The organism is Plantibacter sp. CFBP 8798, from assembly GCF_014841195.1.
GTDB lineage: Bacteria > Actinomycetota > Actinomycetes > Actinomycetales > Microbacteriaceae > Plantibacter > Plantibacter auratus.
This window is the reverse complement of sequence record NZ_JACYTS010000003.1, coordinates 743,619-766,730: the sequence shown is the minus strand read 5'-3', so window position 1 is coordinate 766,730 and position 23,112 is coordinate 743,619. Positions and strand designations below refer to the sequence as shown.

24 protein-coding genes and 1 pseudogene are annotated in these 23,112 nt (G+C 69.1%); 9 read left to right on the top strand and 16 right to left on the bottom strand.

The window, feature by feature from the left end:
- Position 1 precedes the first annotated feature (1 nt).
- From IFU30_RS20960 to IFU30_RS16150, 5 genes are all read right to left on the bottom strand, one after another.
- A complete protein-coding gene (locus IFU30_RS20960) occupies positions 2 to 1,174 on the bottom strand; it encodes an SIS domain-containing protein (protein ID WP_192006052.1) in 1,173 nt (390 codons plus the stop codon).
- A gap of 114 nt (positions 1,175 to 1,288) precedes the next feature.
- Positions 1,289 to 2,185, bottom strand: coding sequence for a carbohydrate ABC transporter permease (locus IFU30_RS16165; protein ID WP_192006050.1), 897 nt, complete (start codon positions 2,183 to 2,185; stop codon positions 1,289 to 1,291).
- Complete coding sequence (locus IFU30_RS16160; protein WP_192006048.1) at positions 2,185 to 3,150, bottom strand: carbohydrate ABC transporter permease; 966 nt, start codon at positions 3,148 to 3,150, stop codon at positions 2,185 to 2,187. Before IFU30_RS16160 ends, IFU30_RS16165 begins: the two co-directional genes overlap by 1 nt.
- Positions 3,150 to 4,505 carry an ABC transporter substrate-binding protein gene (locus IFU30_RS16155; RefSeq protein ID WP_079706575.1) on the bottom strand — a complete coding sequence of 452 codons (1,356 nt, stop codon included), beginning with the start codon at positions 4,503 to 4,505 and terminating at the stop codon, positions 3,150 to 3,152. Before IFU30_RS16155 ends, IFU30_RS16160 begins: the two co-directional genes overlap by 1 nt.
- A gap of 62 nt (positions 4,506 to 4,567) precedes the next feature.
- Positions 4,568 to 5,884: an alpha-glucosidase/alpha-galactosidase gene (locus IFU30_RS16150; protein ID WP_192006046.1), complete on the bottom strand. Its 1,317-nt coding sequence runs from the start codon at positions 5,882 to 5,884 to the stop codon at positions 4,568 to 4,570.
- Between the two features lie 110 nt (positions 5,885 to 5,994).
- Here IFU30_RS16150 and IFU30_RS16145 point away from each other — a divergent pair, with 110 nt between their 5' ends.
- The 4 genes from IFU30_RS16145 (at position 5,995) to IFU30_RS16130 (ending at position 9,553) form a co-directional block, all read left to right on the top strand.
- Complete coding sequence (locus tag IFU30_RS16145) at positions 5,995 to 6,810, top strand: DeoR/GlpR family DNA-binding transcription regulator (protein ID WP_342450883.1); 816 nt, start codon at positions 5,995 to 5,997, stop codon at positions 6,808 to 6,810.
- Positions 6,811 to 7,024: 214 nt separating this feature from the next.
- Positions 7,025 to 7,372, top strand: a complete 348-nt coding sequence (locus IFU30_RS16140) for a GntR family transcriptional regulator (protein ID WP_137244023.1) — start codon at positions 7,025 to 7,027, stop codon at positions 7,370 to 7,372.
- Between the two features lie 77 nt (positions 7,373 to 7,449).
- Positions 7,450 to 8,445: a hypothetical protein gene (locus IFU30_RS16135; RefSeq protein ID WP_192006043.1), complete on the top strand. Its 996-nt coding sequence runs from the start codon at positions 7,450 to 7,452 to the stop codon at positions 8,443 to 8,445.
- Positions 8,446 to 8,503: 58 nt separating this feature from the next.
- Positions 8,504 to 9,553, top strand: coding sequence for an aldo/keto reductase (locus IFU30_RS16130; protein ID WP_192006041.1), 1,050 nt, complete (start codon positions 8,504 to 8,506; stop codon positions 9,551 to 9,553).
- A gap of 36 nt (positions 9,554 to 9,589) precedes the next feature.
- On the opposite strand, the gene IFU30_RS16125 is transcribed toward IFU30_RS16130, so the two are convergent.
- The 3 genes from IFU30_RS16125 to IFU30_RS16115 all read right to left on the bottom strand — a co-directional run bounded on the left by IFU30_RS16125 (position 9,590) and on the right by IFU30_RS16115 (position 11,809).
- Positions 9,590 to 10,330 carry a hypothetical protein gene (locus IFU30_RS16125; RefSeq protein ID WP_192006039.1) on the bottom strand — a complete coding sequence of 247 codons (741 nt, stop codon included), beginning with the start codon at positions 10,328 to 10,330 and terminating at the stop codon, positions 9,590 to 9,592.
- Between the two features lie 98 nt (positions 10,331 to 10,428).
- Positions 10,429 to 10,986 carry a hypothetical protein gene (locus IFU30_RS16120; protein ID WP_139382510.1) on the bottom strand — a complete coding sequence of 186 codons (558 nt, stop codon included), beginning with the start codon at positions 10,984 to 10,986 and terminating at the stop codon, positions 10,429 to 10,431.
- Between the two features lie 232 nt (positions 10,987 to 11,218).
- A complete protein-coding gene (locus tag IFU30_RS16115; protein WP_079706583.1) occupies positions 11,219 to 11,809 on the bottom strand; it encodes a TetR/AcrR family transcriptional regulator in 591 nt (196 codons plus the stop codon).
- Between the two features lie 83 nt (positions 11,810 to 11,892).
- On the opposite strand from IFU30_RS16115, the gene IFU30_RS16110 reads away from it, so the two are divergent.
- Both IFU30_RS16110 and IFU30_RS16105 read left to right on the top strand, forming a co-directional pair.
- A complete protein-coding gene (locus tag IFU30_RS16110; RefSeq protein ID WP_192006037.1) occupies positions 11,893 to 12,594 on the top strand; it encodes a TetR/AcrR family transcriptional regulator in 702 nt (233 codons plus the stop codon).
- A 32-nt stretch (positions 12,595 to 12,626) separates the two neighbouring features.
- Positions 12,627 to 14,292, top strand: a pseudogene (locus IFU30_RS16105) (MDR family MFS transporter); the annotation flags it as partial.
- 11 nt (positions 14,293 to 14,303) lie between these two features.
- On the opposite strand, the gene IFU30_RS16100 reads toward IFU30_RS16105, so the two are convergent.
- The 4 genes from IFU30_RS16100 to IFU30_RS16090 are packed head-to-tail and all read right to left on the bottom strand — an operon-like array spanning position 14,304 to position 16,841.
- Positions 14,304 to 14,867: an SRPBCC family protein gene (locus IFU30_RS16100; protein ID WP_192006465.1), complete on the bottom strand. Its 564-nt coding sequence runs from the start codon at positions 14,865 to 14,867 to the stop codon at positions 14,304 to 14,306.
- The gene (locus tag IFU30_RS20140; protein WP_206757120.1) at positions 14,864 to 15,325 is read right to left on the bottom strand and encodes a hypothetical protein; all 462 of its coding nucleotides are present in this window, start codon (positions 15,323 to 15,325) and stop codon (positions 14,864 to 14,866) included. The genes IFU30_RS16100 and IFU30_RS20140 overlap by 4 nt, the downstream gene beginning before the upstream one ends.
- On the bottom strand, positions 15,322 to 16,557 hold the full coding sequence (locus IFU30_RS16095) for a serine/threonine-protein kinase (RefSeq protein ID WP_192006035.1): 1,236 nt from the start codon (positions 16,555 to 16,557) through the stop codon (positions 15,322 to 15,324). Before IFU30_RS16095 ends, IFU30_RS20140 begins: the two co-directional genes overlap by 4 nt.
- A gap of 23 nt (positions 16,558 to 16,580) precedes the next feature.
- Positions 16,581 to 16,841: a DUF6458 family protein gene (locus IFU30_RS16090; RefSeq protein WP_064295666.1), complete on the bottom strand. Its 261-nt coding sequence runs from the start codon at positions 16,839 to 16,841 to the stop codon at positions 16,581 to 16,583.
- A gap of 114 nt (positions 16,842 to 16,955) precedes the next feature.
- Here IFU30_RS16090 and IFU30_RS16085 point away from each other — a divergent pair, with 114 nt between their 5' ends.
- Positions 16,956 to 17,621, top strand: a complete 666-nt coding sequence (locus IFU30_RS16085; protein ID WP_342450882.1) for a metalloregulator ArsR/SmtB family transcription factor — start codon at positions 16,956 to 16,958, stop codon at positions 17,619 to 17,621.
- Positions 17,622 to 17,663: 42 nt separating this feature from the next.
- On the opposite strand, the gene IFU30_RS16080 is transcribed toward IFU30_RS16085, so the two are convergent.
- The gene (locus tag IFU30_RS16080; protein WP_192006031.1) at positions 17,664 to 18,344 is read right to left on the bottom strand and encodes a M15 family metallopeptidase; all 681 of its coding nucleotides are present in this window, start codon (positions 18,342 to 18,344) and stop codon (positions 17,664 to 17,666) included.
- Positions 18,345 to 18,540: 196 nt separating this feature from the next.
- On the opposite strand from IFU30_RS16080, the gene IFU30_RS16075 reads away from it, so the two are divergent.
- Both IFU30_RS16075 and IFU30_RS16070 read left to right on the top strand, forming a co-directional pair.
- A complete protein-coding gene (locus IFU30_RS16075; RefSeq protein ID WP_192006029.1) occupies positions 18,541 to 19,266 on the top strand; it encodes a response regulator transcription factor in 726 nt (241 codons plus the stop codon).
- Positions 19,263 to 20,417: a sensor histidine kinase gene (locus tag IFU30_RS16070; protein ID WP_197977602.1), complete on the top strand. Its 1,155-nt coding sequence runs from the start codon at positions 19,263 to 19,265 to the stop codon at positions 20,415 to 20,417. Before IFU30_RS16075 ends, IFU30_RS16070 begins: the two co-directional genes overlap by 4 nt.
- A 79-nt stretch (positions 20,418 to 20,496) precedes the next feature.
- Here the strand turns inward: IFU30_RS16070 and IFU30_RS16065 are convergent, their stop codons facing one another.
- From IFU30_RS16065 to IFU30_RS16055, 3 genes are all read right to left on the bottom strand, one after another.
- Positions 20,497 to 20,949, bottom strand: a complete 453-nt coding sequence (locus IFU30_RS16065; RefSeq protein WP_192006027.1) for a hypothetical protein — start codon at positions 20,947 to 20,949, stop codon at positions 20,497 to 20,499.
- 184 nt (positions 20,950 to 21,133) lie between these two features.
- Positions 21,134 to 22,201, bottom strand: a complete 1,068-nt coding sequence (locus IFU30_RS16060; RefSeq protein ID WP_192006025.1) for a hypothetical protein — start codon at positions 22,199 to 22,201, stop codon at positions 21,134 to 21,136.
- A 93-nt stretch (positions 22,202 to 22,294) separates the two neighbouring features.
- The gene (locus IFU30_RS16055; protein ID WP_192006023.1) at positions 22,295 to 22,966 is read right to left on the bottom strand and encodes a FadR/GntR family transcriptional regulator; all 672 of its coding nucleotides are present in this window, start codon (positions 22,964 to 22,966) and stop codon (positions 22,295 to 22,297) included.
- Positions 22,967 to 23,112: the final 146 nt, after the last annotated feature.

Genomic DNA, 23,112 nt, shown 5'->3' with positions numbered 1-23,112 from the left:
ACTACTGCTCCTGCAGCTGAGCGGCGACACTCCGAGCGTCGTCGACGCCGTCGAACTCGTGGATCCGGACGCCCTGCACGACGCGGTTCACCGTGCCGCTCGGGAAAGGGTTGTCGGGGGTCGCGCCGAGCTGGAGCGAGTACGACAGGCCGAGCAGCTGGGCGACGAGCACGTAGCCGATCGCGAGCTGCGCGTCGTCGAGGCCGGCGAGCTCGGGCAGCACCCAGTCGTACGCCGTGGCGTCGGCGACCGGCTCGGAGGAGATCGCGATCACGCGTTCCGGCGACAGCGTCGCGCGCAGTTCGGCGACGATGTCGAGGTCGTACCGCCGCGTGTGCGGATCGGACGACAGGTAGACGACGACGAGCGTGCTGTCGTCGACGACCGCCTTCGGTCCGTGACGGAACCCGAGCGCCGAGTCGTAGTAGGTGACGATCCGTCCGGCGGTCAGCTCGAGCAGCTTGAGCGCCGACTCGCGGGCCAGACCGGTGAGCGGGCCGCTGCCGATGTAGACGACGCGTTCGCACCCCTCGTTGGCCAGGGCGCGGATGTCCACCTCGCGCTGGTCGAGGATCGTCGTCGCTCCGGCCGCGAGCGCCTGCACCGCGGCGTCGTCAGTGCCGCCGAGGATGAGGAGGACCGAGAGCAGCATCGAGCTGAAGCTCGACGTCATCGCGAAGCCCTCGTCGTTCGACCGCAGGGGCATGAGGACGGTGAGCGACGAGGCGCGGTCGTGGTGGCGTCGGTACAGCTCGCCGGTCTCGTCGCACGTGATCACCAGGTGGTGCACCTCGGCGAGCGACTGATCGGCGAGTTCCGTCGCGGCCACGCTCTCCGGGCTGTTGCCGGAGCGCGCGAACGACACGAGGAGCAGCGGGACGTCCTCGGCGAACGACTCCTGCGGGTTGGAGACGATGTCGGTGGTCGCGACCGCGTCGATCCGGCGACGGAGCGTCCGGGTCAGAGTCGGTGCCGCGATCTCGCCGATGAAGGCCGAGGTCCCCGCCCCGGTCAGGACGATGCGCAGCTCGGGTCGTGCCAGGAGCGGTGCGAGGAACGCGTCGATCTCCTCGCGGCGGGCGGCGATCCCCGTCGACGCCTCGAGCCAGACGTCGGGCTGCTGGGTGATCTCGCGGACGGTGGCTTCCGAACCGACGATGGTGGTGATGGACACGGGTTGCTCCTGGGGTGGGTCGAGATGATGAGGGGGAGTTGCGAGGTAGCGATGTTGGTTGAGCGTTCGACGCGCGCGACGATGGACGTGATCCTGCCATGCCGGGATCGGTGCCTACCCCTTGAGGCCTGAGAAGGTCATGGTCGCCACGAACTGCTTCTGGGCGAAGAGGAAGAACACGATCAGCGGGAGCGTGGCGACGACGTTGCCGGCCATGAGGAGCGCCCAGTCCGTGCGGCGCGCGCCCTGGAAGTTCGTGATGCCGAGCTGCAGCGTGAAGGCCTGGTCGTTGTTGATCGCGATGAGCGGCCAGACGAGGTCGTTCCACGAGCCCAACAGGGTGAAGATCGCGAGCGTCGCCAGCGCGGGCTTCGCGAGCGGCAGGATCACCCGGAAGAACACCTGGAGGCGGGTGCAGCCGTCGATGAGCGCGGCCTCCTCGAGCTCCGCCGGCAGTGACAGGAAGAACTGCCGCATGAGGAAGATGCCGAACGCGGACGCCAGCCACGGCACGATCGCCGCCCCGAGGCTGTCGATGAGTCCGATCCGGGAGAACAGGATGTAGGTCGGGATCATGAGCAGCTGCGTCGGGATCATGATCGTCGCGACGATCATGAGGAAGCCCATCGTCTTGCCGCGGAACTTCAACCGCGCGAACCCGTAGCCGGCGAGCGAGCAGAGCACGAGGTGGGACAGGACCGCGACCGTCGACACGATGACCGTGTTGCCGAGCCAGAGCAGGATGTTCGACTCGGAGAAGAGCTTCGCGAACCCGTCCAAGGTGATGTGCGAGGGGAGGATGCGGGGCGGATAGGTGTTGATCTCCGACTCCGGCGTCACCGAGGTGATGAACATCTGCACGAACGGGATGGCGAAGATGATCGCGATCGGGGCGAGCACGAGGTGCCAGGGGCTGAACCGCCGGCGTGCGCGTCGCTCGGCGGGTGGAGCGGTCACGGACGACTTGCCGGTGGCGGCGTCGCCGCGTGGTGGGGTGGTCAGGACGGTCATCAGAATGCCTCCACGTTGGAACGGCGGGAGTACAGGACGACACCGATCGTGGCGATGAGTGTCACCACGAACAGCCCGTAGGCGACCGCGGAGCCGTACCCGAACTGCAACTGCTTGAACGCCGCGTCCCAGAGGTAGAACACGATCGTCTGGGTGGCGCCGAGCGGGCCGCCCCTCGTGGTGGTGTACACGAGGTCGAACAGCTGGATCGCTTGGATGAACTGCCAGATCGCGACGAACACGGTGACCGGCCCGAGCTGCGGGAAGGTGATGCGCCAGAACGACTGCCAGGCGTTCGCACCGTCGATCCGTGCGGCCTCGAGCAGTTCGGCGGGGATGTCCTGCAGGGCCGCCAGGTAGATGACGGTCGTGAAGGCGGCCTGCCCCCAGAGCGACATGATCGTGATGACGACCATCGCCTGCCCCTGGTCTTCGAGCCAGCCCTGCGCCGGGAGTCCGAGGAACCGGAACACGGTGTTGAGGAGGCCGAACTGCGGGTTGAAGAGGTACGTCGTGAGGATGCCGGTCGCGGCCGCGGAGGCGACGAAGGGGACGAAGATCGCCGTGCGGTAGACGCCGATGAAGCGGATCCGGCGGTTGAGCGCGACGGCGAGGAAGAGTCCGAGGCCGAGCGACGCGGGGACGAAGAGGAGCGTGTAGACGACCGTGTGGACGACGGCCGCCTGCAACTCGTCGTTGCCGATCATGCTGGCGTAGTTCTCCAGCCCCACCTGCTCCGGCTCGCTGAACCCGTCCCACTTCTGGAGCGACAGGAAGAACGCCCAGATCGCGGGGAAGATCGACAGGCCCAGCACGATGAACATCGCCGGGGCGACGAAGCCCCAGCCGGTGAGACTGTCGCGGAACCGTCGTCCGGAACGGCGGGGCCGGGCCGGAGCGCGCTCGGCACGCTCCGGCTTCGGCTCCGTCGATGGACGTGTGTCGCGTCCGGCGACCGTGGACATCAGTCCTCCGCCAGGGCGTCGTCGGCGGTCTTCGCGGCATCCTCGAGTGCTTGCTTCGGGTCGCCCTGGCCCTGCAGCACCGAGGAGATCGCCTTGCCGATGGCCTCCGAGAGGCCGACGTAGCCGGGCACCGTCGGACGAGCCTGCTTGGCGTTGACGCCGTTCTCGGCCATCACGTCGAGGCCGGGCAGCTGAGCCACCTGCGCCTGGAACTCGGGGGTGTCGATCTCGCTCGAGCGCAGCGGGAGGTTGCCGTAGGCGACGTTCCACTTGAGGTCCTGCTCCGAGTCCGTGAGCCACTTCGTGAACTCGTACGCCCAGTACTCGCGGTTCTTGTCCTTGTGGTCGAAGAGCGCCCAGACGTCGGGACCGGAGACGGTCTGGTGGTCGCCGTCGGTGCCGGGGAGGACGGTGACGCCGTACTTCGTGCCCTTCGTCTGCAGCGTCGACAGCTGCCACGGACCGGAGGTGATCATGCCGATGCGGTCGCTGGCGAAGAGGTCGCCGAACTTCGTGTCGGTCTGGTCGAGGTAGACGCTCTTGTCCTCGACCGCCATGTCGCGGAGGAAGGTCAGTGCGTCGACGCCTGCATCCGAGGCGAACTCGGCCGTCTTGGCGTCGTCGGAGATGATCGATCCACCGTTCTGCCAGAGGTGCGGCCAGAACTGCCAGGTCGTCTCCTCGCTGCCCGACACCGAGTACGCGTAGCCGTAGGTGTTCGTCGCCGGGTCGGTGAGCTGCTTCGACGCCTCGCGGAAGTCATCCCAGGTCCAGTCGGCCGTGGGGTAGTCGACGCCGGCCGCATCGAACACGGTCGTGTTGTAGAGGAGGGAGATGTTGTCGACCACGGCGGGGAAGCCGATCGTCTTCTCGCCGGTCGGCTGCACCGTCTTGCGGGCCGCCTCGGAGAACTCGTCCCACTTGACGTCGGGCTCGGCCACCTGGTCGGTGATGTCGAGGGTGCGGCCGGACGCCTCGAGTCGGCTCGCCCAGGAGCCGAAGGCGTACGAGACGTCGGGGTAGTTGCCGCCCGCGAAGCTCGCGGAGAGCTTCTGCAGGAGGTCCTCCGTGGACGGCGCGCCCGAGGACACGTCGATGGTCACGTTGGGGTGCAGCTTCTCGAAGTCGTCGACGAGACCGGTGAGGATCTGTTGGGCGGCGTCGGCCTGCCCGGTCCAGAAGGTGAGCTTCACCTTCGCGTCCTTGTCGAGCGTCGTGGCACCGGAGGATCCGCCGGCGCACCCGGAGAGCGCGAGCGCTCCGACGGCGAGGACGGCGGTCGCGGTGATGAGGCGACGTGCGCGGCGGGCGTGCGGTGAGGTGGAAGCGTGGATCGTGGAACGGGGTGGGAACATCGGTGGTCGTCTCCTGTGTCGATCGTTCGGGAAGGAATCGGTTCGGCGGTGCTTCGGGTCGGTCAGATGCGGTCGGCGGGGATGATCTCCCGCAGCGGCTCCGGCAGCAGCTCGCCGTGCGCGGCGACGAGGTCGTTGCACAGCTCCCAGATCTGCTCGGGCGTGAGGGTGGACGAGGCGTTCGGGTCCATGAGGACCGCCTGCCGGATGAGCGTCGGGTTGCCGGTGCGGGCCGCCTCGATCGTGAGCTCCGCGACGGAGACGTACGGGCGGTTGAGTGCGGCGCACTGCACGGGCAGGGCGCCCATGGGCTGCGGGGCGATGCCGTTCCCGTCGACCTGGACCGGGACTTCGACGACGGCACCCTGCGGCAGGTTGTCGATGAGGCCGCGGTTGACGACGTTCCCGTGGATGAGTCGCGGGGTGTCGGTCACGAGCGAGTGGATGAGCTGCGGCGCGTACTCGCTCACCTCGTCCTCGAGCGTCAGCGGGGTCCCGGCCGCGAGGGCGGCCTTCGTCGCCTCGAACTCCGCGACGTTTTCCTCGCTGATGCCGAGGTACTCGAGTGGCTGGAGGCGGAAACGCTCGACCTGCTCGGGGGAGCGGAGGAACCACGACAGGTACTCGGAGGAGTGCTCACTCGTCTCGGTCGGGTAGTAGCCGATGCGGCGGAACATCTCGACGCGAACGCGGCGGCTGAGCTCCGGGTCCTCGCGAATGCGGTCGCGCAGGGCCGGGTAGAGGTCGCGGCCCTCGTGGCTCCACTCGAGCAACCACGACTGGTGGTTGACGCCGGCTGCGCGGTAGCTCGTGCCCTCGATCGGCACGCCGACGAGCTCGCAGAGGTCGTTGACCGTCCAGAACACGCTGTGGCAGAGGCCGATCGCGCTGATGTCGGGGGCGACGACCGATGCCCACCAGATGTTCATCGCCATCGGGTTGGTGTAGTTCAGGAGGTGGGCGTCGGGGCAGATCTCCCGCATGTCGGCGGTCAGCGCCGAGAGCAGCGGGAAAGTGCGGAGGGCGCGGAAGACGCCGCCGACGCCGGTGGTGTCGCCGATGGTCTGCAGGAGACCGCGGGCCGCCGGGATCTCGAGGTCGGAGACGGTCGCGCGGATGCCGCCGACCTGCACCATGTTGATCACGAAGTCCGCGCCGGCGAGGGCGCGACGACGGTCGGACTCCGCCGAGATCGTCGCCCGGCCGTCGAGGCGTTCGTCGACGTGGCGGGCGGTGCCCTCGGCCACCGCGAGGCGTTCGGGGTCGATGTCGTGCAGCACGATCTCGAGGCCGGCGAGTTCGCGGTAGCGGAGGAGGTCGGCGATGAGTTGGCGGGTGAAGACGACGCTGCCCGCCCCGATGAAAGTCACTCGTGTCATGGAGTGATCATCGACTACAGTGATCGAACCGAGCAAGAACTTGATCGGAAATCGATTGAAATGATCACTTTCGCTGAGCAGAGCCGTCGGCGACGAGGGAAGGGTTCGCCGTGGGAGGACCGACCGCAGCCGAGCTCTCGCGACACGCTCCGTCCGGGAAACGCAGTCAGCGGATGCGCGCCATCCTCGCGCTCCTCGCGGCGGAGGACGCCGTCGTCTCGATCGACGACCTCACGACCCGGCTCGACGTGTCGGCCCCGACGATCCGTCGTGACCTCGCCGACCTCGACGACCTGGGCCTCGTCCTCCGGACGCACGGTGGCGCTCGGGCGGTGGAGTCGCGCGACGAAGTGCCCGTGCGGTTCCGCGACACGCAGTTCCGTGAGGCCAAGCGTCGGATCGCCTTGCGCGCGGCGGAGATGATCCCCGCGGGACCGTACGCGATCGCCCTGAGTGGTGGCACCACCACGGCGGCGGTCGCCAAGGAGTTGAGCAACCGGGCGGAACTGACGATCGTGACGAACTCGCTCACCACGGCGACCGAGATCGCCTCCCGGCCGAACCTGCAGGTGATCATGACGGGAGGCCTGGTGCGCTCCTCGTCGTTCGAGGCGGTGGGGGCGCTCGCCGAGAACACCTTCAGCGCGATCAACGTGGGTACAGCGATCCTCGGGACCGACGGCATCAGTGCGCAGGGTGGAGCGACGACGCACGACGAGCGTGAGGCGCGGACGAACCTGGCGATGGTGCTACACGCGCAGCGGGTCATCGTGGTCGCCGACGGTTCGAAGGTCGGGCGGGTCACACTCGCGCGCATGGCCGAGTTGGGGCAGATCCACGACCTCGTGACCGACTCCTCCGCCGACCCCGACGAGCTCGAGCGCCTGGCGGCCGCGGACATCGCCGTGCACGTCGTCGAGCTCTGACCGGTCCTCCTTCCTCTGCTGCGGCTTGGGCCAGCGCGGTGCGCTGACGTGAGCGCGGGCCTCCGACGTGAGCGCTGGTCTCTGGAGGGGCGCGCTCGCGGTTGTGGGGTGCGCCCGCGCCGAGTGGCGCACACTCGCGTCAGCGCACCGCGCCGGACCTCAACCCCACAGATGTCGTGGGCACGGGCGGCATTGTTCTAGTACCATTGCAAACATGTTGTTCCGCGTCGATCCCACCTCCGCGGTCTCGCTCGCCGAGCAGATCGCGGTGCAGGTGCGCTCCGGCATCGCGACGGGCGCGCTGGCACCGGGGGAGCGCCTCCCGCCTGCCCGCGACCTCGCCCGAGCACTGCAGATCAACATGCACACGGTCCTTCGCGCCTACGGAGAGCTCCGCGACGACGGACTCATCGGGATGCGACAGGGCCGCGGCGCGTGGGTGAACGAGGATGCAGCACCGGGCCTCGTCCGGGTCAATGAACTCGTCGCCCAGCTCGTCACCGAGGCGCGCAAATTCGGGATCTCGCCGACGGACCTCAGCCGGATGATCGAACGCACCTGACGGGCTCCGGCGCCCACCTCGCGACCACGTCGGTCGACGCCGACGATCAGACCACCTCAGCAGCTCAGGGGGAGCACATGCACGACACCACCACCACGCCGCCACCGGCAGCACCTGCGCGCGGACGGATCCTGCTCGCCGGCCTCGCCATGGCCGTCCCGGCGATCGCGATCGCACTCACCCGGCTCGTCTGGGGCGATGCGATCCCCGTCGACGTCGCCTCGCACTGGTCGGGCACCGGGGCACCGGACGACTCCCTGCCGGCCGCGGGCGTCTTCCTCGTGACGCTGATCATCGCGTCCGTCGCCGCGATCGCAGCCATCATCCTGCTCGCCCTGCCGAAGCCGGACATGCGCACCAAGCGCATGATCATCCTCTTCATCGGCATCGCCGCCGGGTCGGCCGCGTCCGTGTGGATCATCCCCACGTGGCTCACCGTGCAGGCGGGATCGGTCGATGGTGCCGTCCTCGGTTGGTGGATCGTCCCGCTTGCCGCGTGCTCGCTCTGGGGCGTGATCCCCGCCGTGATCCTGCCGGCTCAGCCGCTGCTCGCCGGTGCCGCTGCACGACCGGCGCCGATGGACCTCGGCGAGACCGAGGTCGGTGCCTGGAGTCGGAGCGTCACGGCCCTGCTGTTCCTCTGGCTCACCCTCGCCCTCGTCGCGATCGGCGCCGTCGCCTACACGCCGGTCCTGCTGGGCGGCGAGTCGGGCGTCGCGACGTTCGGTCTGTCGATCCTCGCCGTCGCGACCCTCCTGTGTGCCTCCTTCATCCGCCTCCGCGTGAGCGTGGACTGGCGCGGCCTCCGCGTCGTATCGCTCTTCGGCATCCCGATGAAGCGCATCCCCCTCGACCAGGTCGACGTCGTCGAGGCCACCGACATCCGCCCGATGGACTGGGGCGGCTGGGGGTACCGGATCATGCCCGGCCGCTCGGCCGTCGTGCTGCGCTCCGGCCCCGGACTCGTCGTCACGAGCACCTCGGGCAAGCAGTTCGCGATCACGATCGACGACCCCGAGGAACCCGCCGCGCTCTTGCAGGCACTCGCCGCCCGCGCCGGCTCGCGCGTCTGACGTTGCACCGCGTGACGAACCGGACGTCCAACCTGTCCTGACGCCGTACGGTGAATCCATGAGCGAAGCACCCCTGGCCACGGAGCCGACCACGACCGCGCTGCCCTCGACCACGATCGGGGTCGGCGACACCGCCGCGCAGGTCGGCGCCATCGGGTACGGCGCGATGTCCATCGCCGGCACCTATGGGGCGATCGCGGACGCCGATGTGACCACGATCCTCGACGCCACCCAGGCGAGTGGGGTGAACCTCATCGACACCGCGAACGTCTACGGCGACGGTCGGAGCGAGGAACTCCTCGGCCGGTACCTGACCGGGCGCCGCGACGACGTCTTCCTCGCGTCCAAGGTGGGCATCGTCACCGGCGGCGGCATCGGCAAACGAGGGATCCGTGGCGACCGCGCCCACCTCCACGAGCAGATCGACGGGACGCTCACCCGCCTCGGCACCGATCACCTCGACCTCTACTACCAGCACCGCGTCGACCCCGACATCCCGATCGAGGAGACGGTGGGGGCGCTCGCCGAACTGGTCGCCGCCGGCAAGGTGCTCCGCGTCGGTCTGTCCGAGGCGACGGGCGACGAACTCCGCCGCGCGCACGGCGTGCACCCGATCGCCGCGATCCAGTCCGAGTGGAGCATCGTGAGTCGCGACATCGAGACCTACGTCGTCCCGACGGCGGCGGAGCTCGGCGTGACGGTCGTCGCGTTCTCGCCGCTGTCGCGCGGGCTGTTCACCGAGGACTTCACGGCCGAGACGGTGCCGCTCGGGGGGACGCGAGCGAACTTCCCGCGCTTCCAGCCCGAGCACCTCGCGGCGAACCTCGAACTGGCGGCCCGCTTCCGCACCCTCGCTCACCGCCTCGGGACGACCGCGGAGGCGCTCGCGCTCGCCTGGGTGCACGACCGAGGACAACAGCTCGGCGCAAGGGTCGTCTCGATCCCCGGCACCCGGAGCGTCGCGCACCTGCACGCGAACCTCGAGGCGTTCCAGGTGGAGCTGACGGATGAGATCCGAGCCGAGATCGACACCTACGCCGACCAGGTGAGCGGTCCGCGGGCCGCCGACCCGAACTGGGTGTCGGGCGGTCGCGAGGGGCTCATCTGATCGGGACCGAGCTCGAGCACGGTTCCGGTCAGGCGGTCAGCACCCGATGGCTGGTTTGCCGGGGCGGCAGGGTTTGTCGACGCCGACGGTCGAGTTGCGCACGATCTGCACCGTGTGCGGTTCTTCGGTCGGGATCGAGAGGGTTCCGACGACGGGAAGCCACCCGCTGTCGCCGATGCGGTATTCGGCGGCGTACTCGACTTCGACGGTGATGGTCTTCGTCCCGACCGTCGTGTAGCGGTGGCTGGTCGGGGTCTTGGAGAACTCGGCCAGTCCGAGGGTGGCCCAGGAGGATCCGCCGGTCCGGGTGGTGGTCGTGTCGCCGTCGCTGTAGTCGAAGGTGAATCCGACGGGGATGAAGTTCACCTCTGCGACCTGGCCCAAGAGGGTGCCGGTGCGGGTGTGGCCGGAAGCAGCTGCGATGACGTTGGTGTGGAGCCCTCGGACACCCCAGGCGGTGGGTTCGGTGGTGACGGTGGGTGCGGCGGGGGCGAAGCTTGTGACGTCGCGGATCGTGACGGGGGCCGCCGGTGCTGCTTCGAGGTCGGTGCCGAGGTCGCCGGGGGTGAAGGTGTAGCACTCGTCCGGCCGCATGAGGCTGCAGACGGTCCGTTCACCGTTGGGCCCGTCGGTCACGCCGGGAGGAAGCTCGGCCGAGCCGCCGCCGCCACCGCCTCCGCCCGTTCCGCCACCGGACCCACCGCCGGTGCCCGATCCGGGTTGCTCGATCGTGCCCCCGATGTCGACCGAGCCGTTGCCGATACAAGCGCCATTCATGTAGTCCACCTCGGTGCAGCTGTTTGCAGACGCCGACGTGACCGGAGCAGTGAGTGATACAACGGCGATCAGTGCGAGTACCGTAGCGAGCCTTCTGGTCATGAGCAGATCTCGCTTTCCGGGACAGGCTTCTTCGTGGAAATCAGCACGTCCCCGTCCGCTGCGGTGAGCTGAAGCTCTGTTGAGCGGAGTTGATCTCGCTCTGGATTGACGACTGAGGTTCCGCCGGAGTCCAGAACATCGACGCCGGTGTAGTCGATGCACGCTTGAGCAACCGCGATCACACCGACAGCGTCGGGCCGAGGCCACCACTGAGCGAGCTCGACGCGCCGAAGGGTGGCTTCGCCTGTGGTTCTCCAGCCCTTCGCGGCCATGTCTACGAATCCTGCGGTCTCTGCTTCCTTCAGATCGGGCGCGAGAAGGTGGTCGAGCCGTTCTGGGTTTTGTCCGCCTTCGGCGCCAATTGTGTTCACGACGGTGACAAAGGAACCGACCGTCTCCGTCACCGCAGCCAGGGCCTGTTCCTCGTTCTCGAAGACCGGCGGAGTGCTGCTCGGAGGGGGAGCCGGTTCGACTTCCGTGCACGCGGTGAGCGCGAGGAGTCCCACCGCTAGTGCGAGTGTGGAGAGGGTTCGAGGTGAGGAGATCGTTGACATCCCTCGACGCTACGGGCGGTCGAAGAGGCCGCCCGGGTTATCCACAGTGCAGATATGCCTACACCGACATATGTCGCGCATGAGGCCGTTGTGCCAGCGCGGTGCGCTGGCGTGAGCGCACCCAGGGTAGGTGAGCGCGGGTCTCCGGAGGGGCGCGCTCACGTGAGGGACCCGCGCTCGCGTCAGCGCACCGCGCTGGCGTCAGGCCCAGACCCAGGCACAGGCGCCTGGGTCAGGCGCGGCCGAGCCACCAGGCGGGGGAGGCGGCGATGACCGTGCGGGCCGCGGCGTCGATGTCGTCGAGGTCGCCGGACCGGAGCCACTCCTCGATCGCCGCGACGGTGCCGGCGCCGGCGTAGGCCACGAGCATGCGCACGTGTCGCTCCGGCGTGATGCCGTCCTCGCGGGGAGGGGCGATGTGTGGGTGTCGGTCGAGGTGGTGCGCGAGCGCCTGCTCGATCCGCTCGGTGAGCGCGTCACGCAGGGGTCCGATGAGCCGGGGGTGCATGGCGTTGCGGTAGATCGTCGCGTGCTCGGCGACGTGACGCAGGAGGTCGCGTTCGGACTCGTCGAAGACGCTCAGCGTCGAGTCGCTGTGCGCCGGCAGATCGGCGTGCGCCTGGAGCGTCTCATCCAGTTCCTCGCCGAGCACGTCGGCGAGCAGGTGGACGGGCGTCGCGGCGTGACGGTAGAAGGTGTCGCGGGTGATCCCCGCCACCCGGGACACTTCCGCAACGGTCACCTGATCGATGCGCTTCGCCGCCGCGAGGGTGTGGATCGCGTCGCGAAGGGCACTGCGGGTTCGTGCCTGACGAGGGTCCATGCGTTCACTCTAGTGAGGCCCGACCAGTCGGCTCGTGCCCTAAGTTGCACCCCGGCTCGGAGAGTGCAATACTGCACTTCGTGATGCAGAGTGCAACTTCGACGAATCGGCTGTCCGACCGGATGGCCGCCACCGCCGCGCGCCTGACGACCGTGTCGCGTCGACTCACGGCCGCACAGGGGCTCAACGGCTTCACGATCGAGGAACTCTGCGAGGAGGTCGGCGTCTCGCGTCGCACCTTCTTCAACTATTTCCCGAGCAAGGAGGACGCCGTCCTCGGTATCGACGAGACCGAGGAGACCGAGCGGTTCGCCACCGAGTTCCTCGCCCTCGGCTCGCGGGGGTGGCGCGCCGTGCTCGACGACTTCATGCTCATCGCGGCCGGCCACGCGGAGCGGTCCGGGTTCGGTCTGGCCGAGCACGTCGACTTCCACGCCGCCCTCGAGCGCGAACCGAAGTTGCTGGTCCGGTTCATGGGCCTCAACCGTGAGCGCGAGCAACTGCTCGTCGAGCTCATCGCCGTGCGGGAAGGCGTCCCGGCAGACGACCCGCGTGCCCGCGCCTGCGCCGACCTCTTCGGGATGGCGATCAAGACGACGATGGCGCGCGTCTTCGGCAGCGGCGTCGCCGACATCGGCCAGGGCGGGGAGTTCGACATCGTCGGCTCCATCCGCGACTGCCTCGCGACGTATCGCGCCATCCTCGAGCCCGACGACCCCGAATCCGCCGACGCCGCACCCCAGATCCCCCACACGAACCCCACTCCCCGAAAGGACCTCCAGTGACCGCCGCCACCGCCGCACCCACCGAGGGCCCGATGCTGCTCACCAAGCGCCGCATCTGGATCATCTTCGCCGCCCTCATCGCGGGCATGCTGCTCTCCAGCCTCGACCAGACGATCGTCTCCACCGCCATGCCGACGATCGTCGGGCAGCTGGGCGGCGTCGACCACCAGGTCTGGCTCACCACCGCCTACCTCCTGGCGACCACGATCGTCATGCCCGTCTACGGCAAGTTCGGTGACGTCCTCGGTCGTCGTCGCCTCTTCCTCGTCGCGATCGCCCTGTTCACGATCGCCTCCGTCGGTTGTGCGTTCGCGGGTGACTTCACGCAGCTCATCGTCTGGCGTGCCGTCCAGGGCCTCGGTGGCGGTGGCCTCATGATCTTGTCGCAGGCGATCATCGCCGACATCGTGCCCGCCTCCGAGCGCGGCAAGTACCTCGGGCCGCTCGGCGCGGTGTTCGGTCTCTCCGCCGTCGGTGGGCCGCTCCTCGGTGGCTTCTTCGTCGACCACCTCACCTGGCAGTGGGCGTTCTACATCAACATCCCCGTCGGCATCGCGGCCTTCGCGATCGCGTTCTTCACACTGAAGCTGCCGAACAAGAAGGCGACCGCGCCGATCGACCTCCTCGGCGTGATCTTCCTCTCGGCGTTCACCACCTGCCTCATCTTCTTCACCGACTTCGGTGGCGACGCTGCGCACGGTTGGGGTGCCATCGAGACCTGGATGTTCGGCATCGGCATGTTGCTCGCCGCGCTGCTCTTCGTCATCACCGAGGCGCGCGCCAAGGACCCGATCATCCCGCTGTCGCTCTTCAAGAACCCGACGTTCATCAACGCGACCGCGATCGGCCTCACGCTCGGCCTCGGCATGTTCTCGGCGATCGGCTTCGTGCCGACGTTCCTCCAGATGTCGTCCGGCACCTCGGCAGCCGCATCGGGCCTGCTCATGATCCCGATGATGGTCGGCCTCATCGGTACCTCGATCGTCTCGGGGAACCTGATCACCAGGACCGGTCGCTACCGGATGTTCCCGGTCATCGGCACGCTCGTCACCGCCGCCTCGATGGTCGCGTTCACGACGCTCACGGCGGACACCCCGATCTGGCTGATCTGCGTCTTCCTGTTCTTCTTCGGCGCCGGTCTCGGCCTGATCATGCAGGTCGTCGTGCTCGTCGCCCAGAACTCGGTGGACGCGTCGATGGTCGGAACCGCGACCAGCACGAACAACTACTTCCGCGAGGTCGGTGCGTCGCTCGGTGTCGCCGTGTTCGGCACGATCTTCACCACGCGCCTCACGGCCAACCTGAAGGACGTGTTCGCGAGTTCGGGTGCCAGCGCGGGGGACGCTTCCAATGCGGCAGCGACGATCGACCCGCAGACGCTCAGCCAGCTTCCGCCGGGCATCCGCGACGGTGTCGTGACCGCCTATGCCGACGCTCTCGCCCCGGTGTTCTGGTACCTGCTGCCGTTCATCGGCGCGGCCTTCCTGCTGTCGTTGTTCCTCAAGCAGATCCCGCTGTCCGACGTCGCCGGGCTCGTCGCCCGCGGCGAGGCGGTCGGCGGGGACGAGGCGGAGTCACTCGAGGCCGCAGCGCGCGGCAAGGTGCTCACCTCCGTGAACAGCAGCACTGAGACGGGTCAGGCGAGCAACGCCGACGGCGCGGCATCGTCGACCCCGACACCCGAGGAGCGCGAGCGGTNTCGGGCGGACTCAGCCCTTCGGGGAGACGACCTTGATGCGGGAGTGACCCGAGGGGCCGCCGGTCGACTCGATGTGGGTCTTGAACGCCTCGAGCGCCCCACGGACGACCCGTCCGGCGAGCCCGAGCGCCGCAGCGGTCCGCTCCACCGCGGACACCGGCTTCCAGTGCACCGTGACGTCCACGCGGGTCTGCTGCTTGTCGATCGCGTCGAAGGTGGCGTCGCCACTGAACCAGACGTCGCCCTCGATGGTGCGCCAGACCAGACGCTCCTCGGGGAGCTGCTCCAGGATCTCGACGAGGAACTGCCGCGAGAGCTTGCTGATCGCGACGGTCCAGCGACTGTAGACCTCGCCGGTCAGCTTCACCTCGCGGACAGCCGGCAAGAACTCCGGGTACGACTCGAAGTCGACCCACTGCTTGTAGACGGCGGCGATGGGGAGGTCGACGATGATGCTGTGCTGGACGGTCGAGACCCCGTCCTCCGCCGTACGGGTTCGCTTCGCCGTCTCTTCGTCCCCGGGCTCGAACGATCCGTCGTCGGGAACGGAGTCGGTGCTTCCTCGTCGCTTCATTTGTCCTTCTTGTCCTTGTTCTTGCCGTTGTTGCCGTTGTTCCCGTTGTTCCCGTTGTTCCCGGAATCGTCCCCGCCTCCGTCGTCTTCGACCGGTGCAGCGGGTTCGGCCGGCGCGACCGAACTGGGTTCCGGGGTCGGCGTCGGGGTCTCGACCGCGGGGGAGAGGTCGGCGCGGACGAGCGCGATCGCCGCACGGATGTCCGCGGCTCGGGTCGCCGAAACGGTCCCAGCCGCCTCAGCAGCGGCCAGCTGCGCCTCGAGCGCGTCGAGAGCCGCGAGCGCACCCGCAGTGTCGCCGTCGGCGGCTGCGTTCGCGACCACGAGTACACGACTCTGCAAGTCGCGGCCGGTGCTCGCGTCGAGGTCTGCAGCGGGTCCGGTGCAGCCACTCAGCAGGGCGACGACGATCACCGGTGCTGCGAGCAGCCGGAGCCCTCGGTTCCAGGAGTTCCTCACGGCGTCACCTCCCGCAGGAGTTCATCCAGATGCGTCGACAACGGTTCGGGCAGGGTGGGCAGCGTCGGGGCGGGCGGCTGTGCCTGGGACACGATGAGCCAGACGACGGCGACCGCGATCACCAGCAGCACGGCCGCGAGGATCAGCCAGCGTCGAAGGCGCCGCGGCTGGTGCGCTGCGGCCGGTCGCCGTGCGCCACCGTCGAGACGTCGCTCCGAGCGGCGAGTGCCGTCGAGCACCGCGGTCGGGCCGGTCTCGGCGCGCGCGCCTGTCATCGACTCGAACGGCGTCGTCGAGACGAGCGGCTCGGTCGCTGCCGTCGGTGCCGGGTCGCCGGTCGTCGTCATCGCAGGTGCCGAGGTCGCCACGGTCACATCCGCCGGGTCGAGCACGGGGTCCATCGCGCGGACGGTCGTCGCGACGTCGAGGGCGGTGGGGCGTTGCGCCGGATCGGCGGCGGTCATCGCGGTGAGTAGCGACTTCCACTGGTAGCCGAGCTCGCCGGGGATCGTCGGCGACGCGTTGAGGCGTGCCATGAGCGACTCGTGCGTGGTGGTCTGCGGGTAGGCGCGGCGACCGGTCAGGGCTTCGAGGAGGACGAGTCCGAGGGCGTACACGTCGGCCGGAGGGGCCGGATCCGCTCCACGGACGAGCTCAGGACTGAGGTAGGCGACCGTGCCCATCAGTGAGCCCGGCGCGGTCATGCGGGTGCTGTCGATGAGGTAGGCGATGCCGAAGTCGGCGAGCTTCGCGCGGTACTCCTGGTGGGGCAGGATCGTCGGTCGCAGCAGCACGTTGGACGGCTTGATGTCGCGATGGACGACCCGCGCCGCGTGCACCGTGTGGAGTGCCTCCGCGAGGTCGACGGCCATCGCGGCGACCTCGGACGACGGAAGCGGCGACCGAGCGATGCGTTGGGACAGCGTCGGGCCGTCGACGTGCTCCATGACGAGGTAGGAGCCGTCACCGGCCACGACCCTGGCGTCGAACAGGGTGACGAGGGCCGGGTGGTTCAACGACGCGAGCAGACGCGTCTCCGAGGCGGTCCTGGCGCCGTCGGTCGCATCGGTCGTTCCCGGGCGGAACAGCTTGACCGCCACCTTGCGCCCGAGCACCTCGTCGGTCGCCAGATGGACGGTCGCCATCCCGCCGGCACCGATCGGTCGCTCGAGTCGATACCGACCGTCCAGCAGTTCGCCGCTCTGGGACGCCGCGGTAGCGGGTTCGGTCATGGGTGGTGCGGCCGGTCCGGTCGTCAGAGGACGGGGCCGTCGTTGTCGGTCGTGCTGCGGCGGGTGACGCGTTCGCCGCTACCGGGGTCCACTGCGGAGCGCGTGGTCGAGGAGACCTGTCGGCGGCGGAGCACGAGCACGAGCGAGATGAGGAACACCACGGCGCCGGCGGCCATGAGGATGTACCCGATGAGCGTGAGGTCCACAGCGGGGACGTCGACGTTCACGGCGAAGGCGAGGATGGCGCCGATGACGATCAGGGCGATTCCGGTTCCGAGACCCATGAGTAGCTCCTCTTCTGGACGACCGTGAGTTCGAGCGGATCGCTCAAGGGGTGTTCACGGACGACTCAGCCTATTATTGAGTCAATCACGGTTGAGTCAACGGGGGTTGTGTCGGTGGAGTCTCTGGCGGTAAGGGCGTCCAAGTTCGCCGCGCTCGCGGAGCCGGCACGACTGCGCATCGTGGACCTTCTGGCGCTCGGCGACCTCTCACCGACCGAGATCCAGCTCGCCCTCGGGATGGGGTCGAACCTCGTCTCCCATCACCTGAGCGTCCTCCAGCGAGCGGGGATCCTCTCGCGGTCGCGATCCGAGTCCGATGGACGCCGCAACTACGTGCGGCTCGTCCCGGGGGCGTTCGACCGCCTCGCGCCCGAACCGATCAGCGCCCCGGCGCGGGTCGTCTTCGTCTGCACGGCGAACTCGGCGCGGTCGCAGATGGCGGAGGCGCTCTGGCAGGACCGCAGCGATGTCCCCGTCGCATCCGCGGGCAGCCGGCCGGCGAGCGAGGTCAACCCGGGCGCCGTCCGGGCGGCGGCACGCCATGGCGTCCGGATCCGCCCGAGCGTTCCACGCGCGACGGCGGAGGTCCTCCGGCACGGCGATTTCGTCATCACCGTGTGCAACCGGGCGCACGAGGAGCTCGGCGGGCTGGACGACCTGCACTGGTCGATCCCCGACCCTGCCGCGCCCGCGACCGACGAGGCGTTCGACGAAGCGTTCCGGGACATCCGCCTGCGCGTCGACGAGTTCGTCAGCCGGCTGGCACCGGTCGCCGGATAGGACCGGGGCGCCCGGCGGTGGCAGCTGGTCGCGGCACCGACCTCATCCGGCGTCGGGCAGGAGTTCCGGGCACTCGCCGCCGGGGACAGTGGCCAACTCGAAGTGCCAGATCTCGTTCGCGTAGGTCTGGCAGAGGCCGTAGTCGGCGCCGTGCTCGATGAGCCAGTAGTCGGCGTCCGTCGCACCGATGTCGACGGCCGCCCCGCGCGTGTGCGAGGAGCCGTTGGGCGTCGCGACGTACTGCCGCGCGGCCGCCTCACTGCCGTACTGGAGGATCGCCTCGTCAAGCAGGTGCTGCTGGTACGCCGTGCTCCGCCATCCGGAGCTCACGTACAGCGCGACGTCGTCCTGCGCTGCTGCGTCGGTCGCCTGCTGGACGGCCTCCAAGAGGTCCGCATCGAGGTTCGCGATGGCCGGGAGATCGGTGTCGTAGGCCGAGTACCGGTTCTCCTCCAACACGCCGTCGTCGGTTCCGAACGCGCCATCCGTCGTGGTCAGGGTTCCGGCACCCGCGTCTCCGGACGGTCGCTCGGTTAGCGCGGTGATCCCGCGGGTGATGGTCGGCGCGACGCCCGTGCACGCGACCAGGGCGATCGCGGCGGTGAGGGCGACGGCCGTGGCGGCGAGGATGACGACGGCTCGGTTGGAGCCTCGGCGGGCGACGGTGCTCCGTCGGCCCGGGTGCCGGTGGTGCTGGTGCTGGTGCTGGATGTCGTGCTGCATGGTTCCTCCTCGGTCGGTCGTCGGTGTTCGGCACGCGACGACCAGGCCCCAGTCCAGCTCGACGGCGGTTGCGCGGGCGTCGGACGATCACCAGACGGTTCCGAAACACGGTGCCGCCTACGATCGACACGACGCCCATCGCGGGCGCCGGAGCGACGCCTTAGACGCGTCGTCCGTCCCGAACACCGGAGGTCCCATGCGTGTCCTGATCGCCGAGGACGAGCAGTACCTCGCCGAGAGCATCCTCGAGGGCCTGCAGCACGAGGGGCTCGCCGCCGACCTCGTGTTCGACGGCGAAACCGCGCTCGAGCGGCTCGCCGTCAACGCCTACGACGTCGTGGTGCTCGACCGCGACCTCCCTGGCACGCACGGCGACGACGTCTGTCGCTGGATCATCGCCCAGGAACTGCCCTGCCGGGTGCTCATGCTCACCGCGGCCGCCGACCTCGACGACAAGGAGAGCGGCTTCGAGATCGGCGCCGACGACTACCTGACCAAGCCGTTCGAGCTGCGCGAGCTCGTCCTCCGGCTCCGTTCACTGGCGCGTCGACCCAAAGCGTCGCTCCCACCCGTCCTCGAGTACGCCGGTGTGCGGCTCGACCCGTTCCGCCGCGAGGTCTACCGCAACGGCCGGTACGTGCGTCTGGCGAAGAAGCAGTTCGCGGTGCTGGAGATCCTGCTCGCGGCCAAGGGTGGCGTCGTGAGTGCCGAAGAGCTCCTCGAGCGCGCCTGGGATGAGCACGCCGACCCGTTCACGAACGCCGTGCGGGTGACGATGTCCACACTCCGGAAGGTACTCGGCGAGCCGTGGATCATCCACACCGTGCCGGCCGTCGGCTACCGGGTCCTGCCGCCAGGTGAGGCGCCCGCCGAGACAAGCGGCGCGGACGCCGACGACGAGGACGACGAGGTCGGCGCATGACCGCCGCTCCGGCCGACGGTGACAACGCCCGGCCGACGTGGATGACCGCCCGCGTCAAACTCACCGCGACCTACGCGGCCTTCACCGTCGTGACGGGCCTGATCGCGCTCATCGTCATCAACGTCATCATCTGGCGGTTCCCCAGCTATCCGCTCGCGCCCGCCGCCGACAGTCGACAGATCTCCGCCATCACCCGCGGCGAGATCCGCGATTCGCTCATCAACTACTCGATGCTCGCACTCATCGGTATGGCCGTGATCGGGACCGGCGTCGGCTGGATCGTCGCCGGACGGGTCCTGCGGCCGCTGCGGGACCTCAACGCGGCCGTGCGCGCGGCGGCGGAGGGCTCGCTCGACCACCGCATCGCGATGACCGGTCGCCGCGACGAGTTCCGCGAGCTCGCCGACCGCTTCGACGACATGCTGGCACGCCTCGAGCAGTCGTTCCTGACGCAGAAGCGGTTCGCGGCCAACGCCTCGCACGAACTGCGGACACCGCTCGCGACGATGAAGATGCTCATCGAGGTCGCCCAGGCCGACCCGGAGGGCCGCGACGTCGACCGCGCGTTGCGACGGCTGCACGAGACGAACGAGCGGGGGATCGCGATCGTCGAGGCGCTCCTGCAGCTGAACCAGCTCGATCGCCGCCCGCTCGTGACCTCGCCCGTCGACCTGGCGGCGGTGGCTCGCGACGCGTCGCAGCTCATCTCGCCGGAGGCCGCGGACGCCGGGGTCACGATCTCGTCGACGCTCCGGAGCGCATCCGTGCGCGGCAACCGCGTGCTCCTCCAGCAACTGTTGACGAACCTGCTGTCGAACGCCGTGCGCTACAACAGCGGCGCGGACGGTTGGGTCTCGGTGTGGGTCGGACCCGACCCGCAGGCGCCGGGACGCGCCGTCGTCGTGGTCAGCAACTCGGGGCCGCTGCTCGACGAGGCTGAGGTGGCGCGGTTCGTGGAGCCGTTCGACCGGCGGGACGCCCGGATGGCGCGGGCTGCCGGTCCTGATCGGGGGAACGGTCTCGGGCTGACCCTGGGGGCCCGCATCGTGGAGCTGCACGGCGGGTCGCTGCGGCTCGCCCCGCTGCCGGCGGGTGGACTCGAAGTGACGGTGCTACTGCCGGCTCACGACGCCGACCCGGCCGGAGCCTGACCGCGGAACGACGGAACCGGGAACGACGGAACGGCCGACCGATCACGGGATCGGTCGGCCGTTCCGGCTGGTGCGGAGGTCACTGCACGGCGCAGGCCCTGGCCTCATCGAACAGGTCCTCCGGCAGGTCCCACACCCCGTTCGCATCCGGGTCCGGGACGTCGAACCCCTGGTCGCGCAGGCATTGGGCGCGGAGCCTGAGCTCGTCGGAGATCTCGGCCTTGCTGGGCTGATCGGGGTTCGCGGGCGGTGGGCCGAGTTCCTCGGCGCAGGCGTCGTAGGCCGTGTTCATCGCCTCGCCACCGTCGAGGGTGATCGCGGTGCCGGGTTCCGGGTCAGGGACATCGAACCCCTGGTCGCGCAGGCAGCCCGCGAGGGAGATGGTGTAGTCGTCGAACGCCTCGGCGTACGAGTCGGCGCTCGACGGCGATCCACCGCTCGACGGCGACTCCGCGGATCCGGAGCAGGCGGTGAGCCCCAGCATGAGGGCGAGGACGGGGACGGCGAAGCCGATGGCTGTGGGTCGGCGCATGGGCGGTCCTTTCTGACGGGCGACCGGTGTCGGTCACCCAGCCATCCCATCAACCGGCCTGTTCCGTCCTCGTCTCCCGATCACCAGACGTTCCCAACACCCACCCCTGCCCGCGAACTGTCACAAACCGCTAGTCCCGCCCCTCCGGACTAGCAGCAAGTGACAGTTCGCGGGCAGGGGAGGGTCAGTTCATGCGTGTGACGATCCAGACGATCAGCGTTCCGACGATGAACGCGATGGGGATCCATGTGCCGGATCGTCGCAACCTGCGGCCGGACGGAGCGACACCCGGCGGCGGGGTGAGCAGTCCGATCGCGGGTGGGCCGGCCTGAGCGCCGGGTGCCAGCGGGTGCTCCGGAGCTCCGGACGTCTGCGGCTGCAAGCGGTCGTCCCGCCACCGAGCCCACTGGTCCAACTTCGTCATCAGGGCGTCGATGACGCTGAACAGCCAGGCCCAGGTGTCGGGATCGAGGGTCGACACCTCCCGTTTCGTGTAGAGGAACAGCCAGTCGTCGATGATCTCCACGTCGAGCTCGGCGGCGTGGTCGATGAACCGCGCCATGATGTCCGGCGTGAACAGGTACAGGGCGTCGCGTTCGTAGCCGTCGGGGCAGTAGAGCGTGAAGTGCCGGTCGAAGTCGCCTTCCAGGGACAGCCGCTGGGCCCGCTGGAACGCCGCCGGGAGGTTCGAGCCGAACCCGTTGTTGCCGATCGCGTCGAGCACGATGTTCGGCAGGGGGACGTCGAGCTTCACCGCGACATACCCCCAGTGGTGCGTCGTCGAACGCTTGCCTTGACGGACCGTGTACCGGTAGTTGCCGAACTCCACGGGGCGCGGACGGTTCGCCCGCAGCACGTCGGTCGACTGCCGCGACGATCCGATCCCGAAGATCATGCCGGGGAACGGAGGGTAGCTGAGGTCTGCGGTGTAGGTCATCCCGTTGGCCGCGGCGAACTGGGAGAGACGGAAGCGCTTGATGCGCCTCGTCCGCCAGGAGAGGACCGCGACCACTGCGACGGCGGCGGCCGCGAGGAGTCCGATCCCGAGCAGCGGTGTCGGGCCGGAGCCGCCCCGTGAGGGCGTGGGCAGCGTTCCCAACAGGACGAACCCGCCGACGGCGACCACGACGATCCCCGCGATCAGGCCGATGAGCAGCCGGGCGGACGGCGCGCGATGGTACGAGGGCGCCTTCGCCATGGCGTCACGGTCGATGGGGTCGATGAGCGCTCGGGTGTCGATCGTGCCGTCCATCCCCTCACGGTACCTGCCCGCGAACTGTCACCAACTGCTGGTCCGGGCGGCTCGGACTAGCAGCAAGTGACAGTTCGCGGGCAGGGGGAGGGGTTACATCGAACGGCGGAGCCAGCTTTCGACACCGGAGACATGGACCGTGACCAGCGCGCGGGTGAGTTCGGTGTCGCGCTTCTCGAGGGCGTCGACGATCGCGTGGTGCTCCTGCAGGGTGCGGGCGACGGCCTTCTCCTCGGTGAGGCCGCGCCAGATGCGGGCCCGGACCGTCTTGCTGCCGAGCGCGTCGAGCAGACTCGCGAGGTAGGCGTTGCCGCTCAGCTCGATCACGCGGGCGTGGAACTGCAGGTCGTGCGCGACGAGGTCCTCGACCGTCGTGGACTCGTCGACCTCATCGACCATGCTGCGCAGCTCGGCGATCCGCTCGTCGTCGAGGTGCTGGATCGCCATCACCGACGCGGAGGGTTCGAGGATGCGGCGCACCTCGAACATCTCGATGAGGGAGGCGTCGGCGTGCATGTCGATGACGAACGACATCGCCTCGTGCAGCAGGCTCGGCTCCAGCGTCGTGACGTAGGTGCCGTCGCCGCGACGGACGTCGAGCACGCGGATGAGCTCCAGCGCCTTCACCGCCTCGCGGAGGGAACTGCGGGAGAGCCCCAGGGTCTCGCTGAGCTCCTTCTCCGGAGGGAGGCGCTGGCCGGGTGTGAGGTCGCCGGCGACGATCATCGCCTGGATCCGCGCGATCGCCTCGTCCGTGACTGCCATGCGACCCCCTGCTCGAGCGAGACGGTCACGTGGAACACCGCCTCGCGCCATGATACATCCGACGTTCCCACGGGCCGCACCCCGACCAGGCTCCACGCACCGCCGACATCGGGCACCTTGTGTTACGTCAGGTTGAGCGCCCTCTC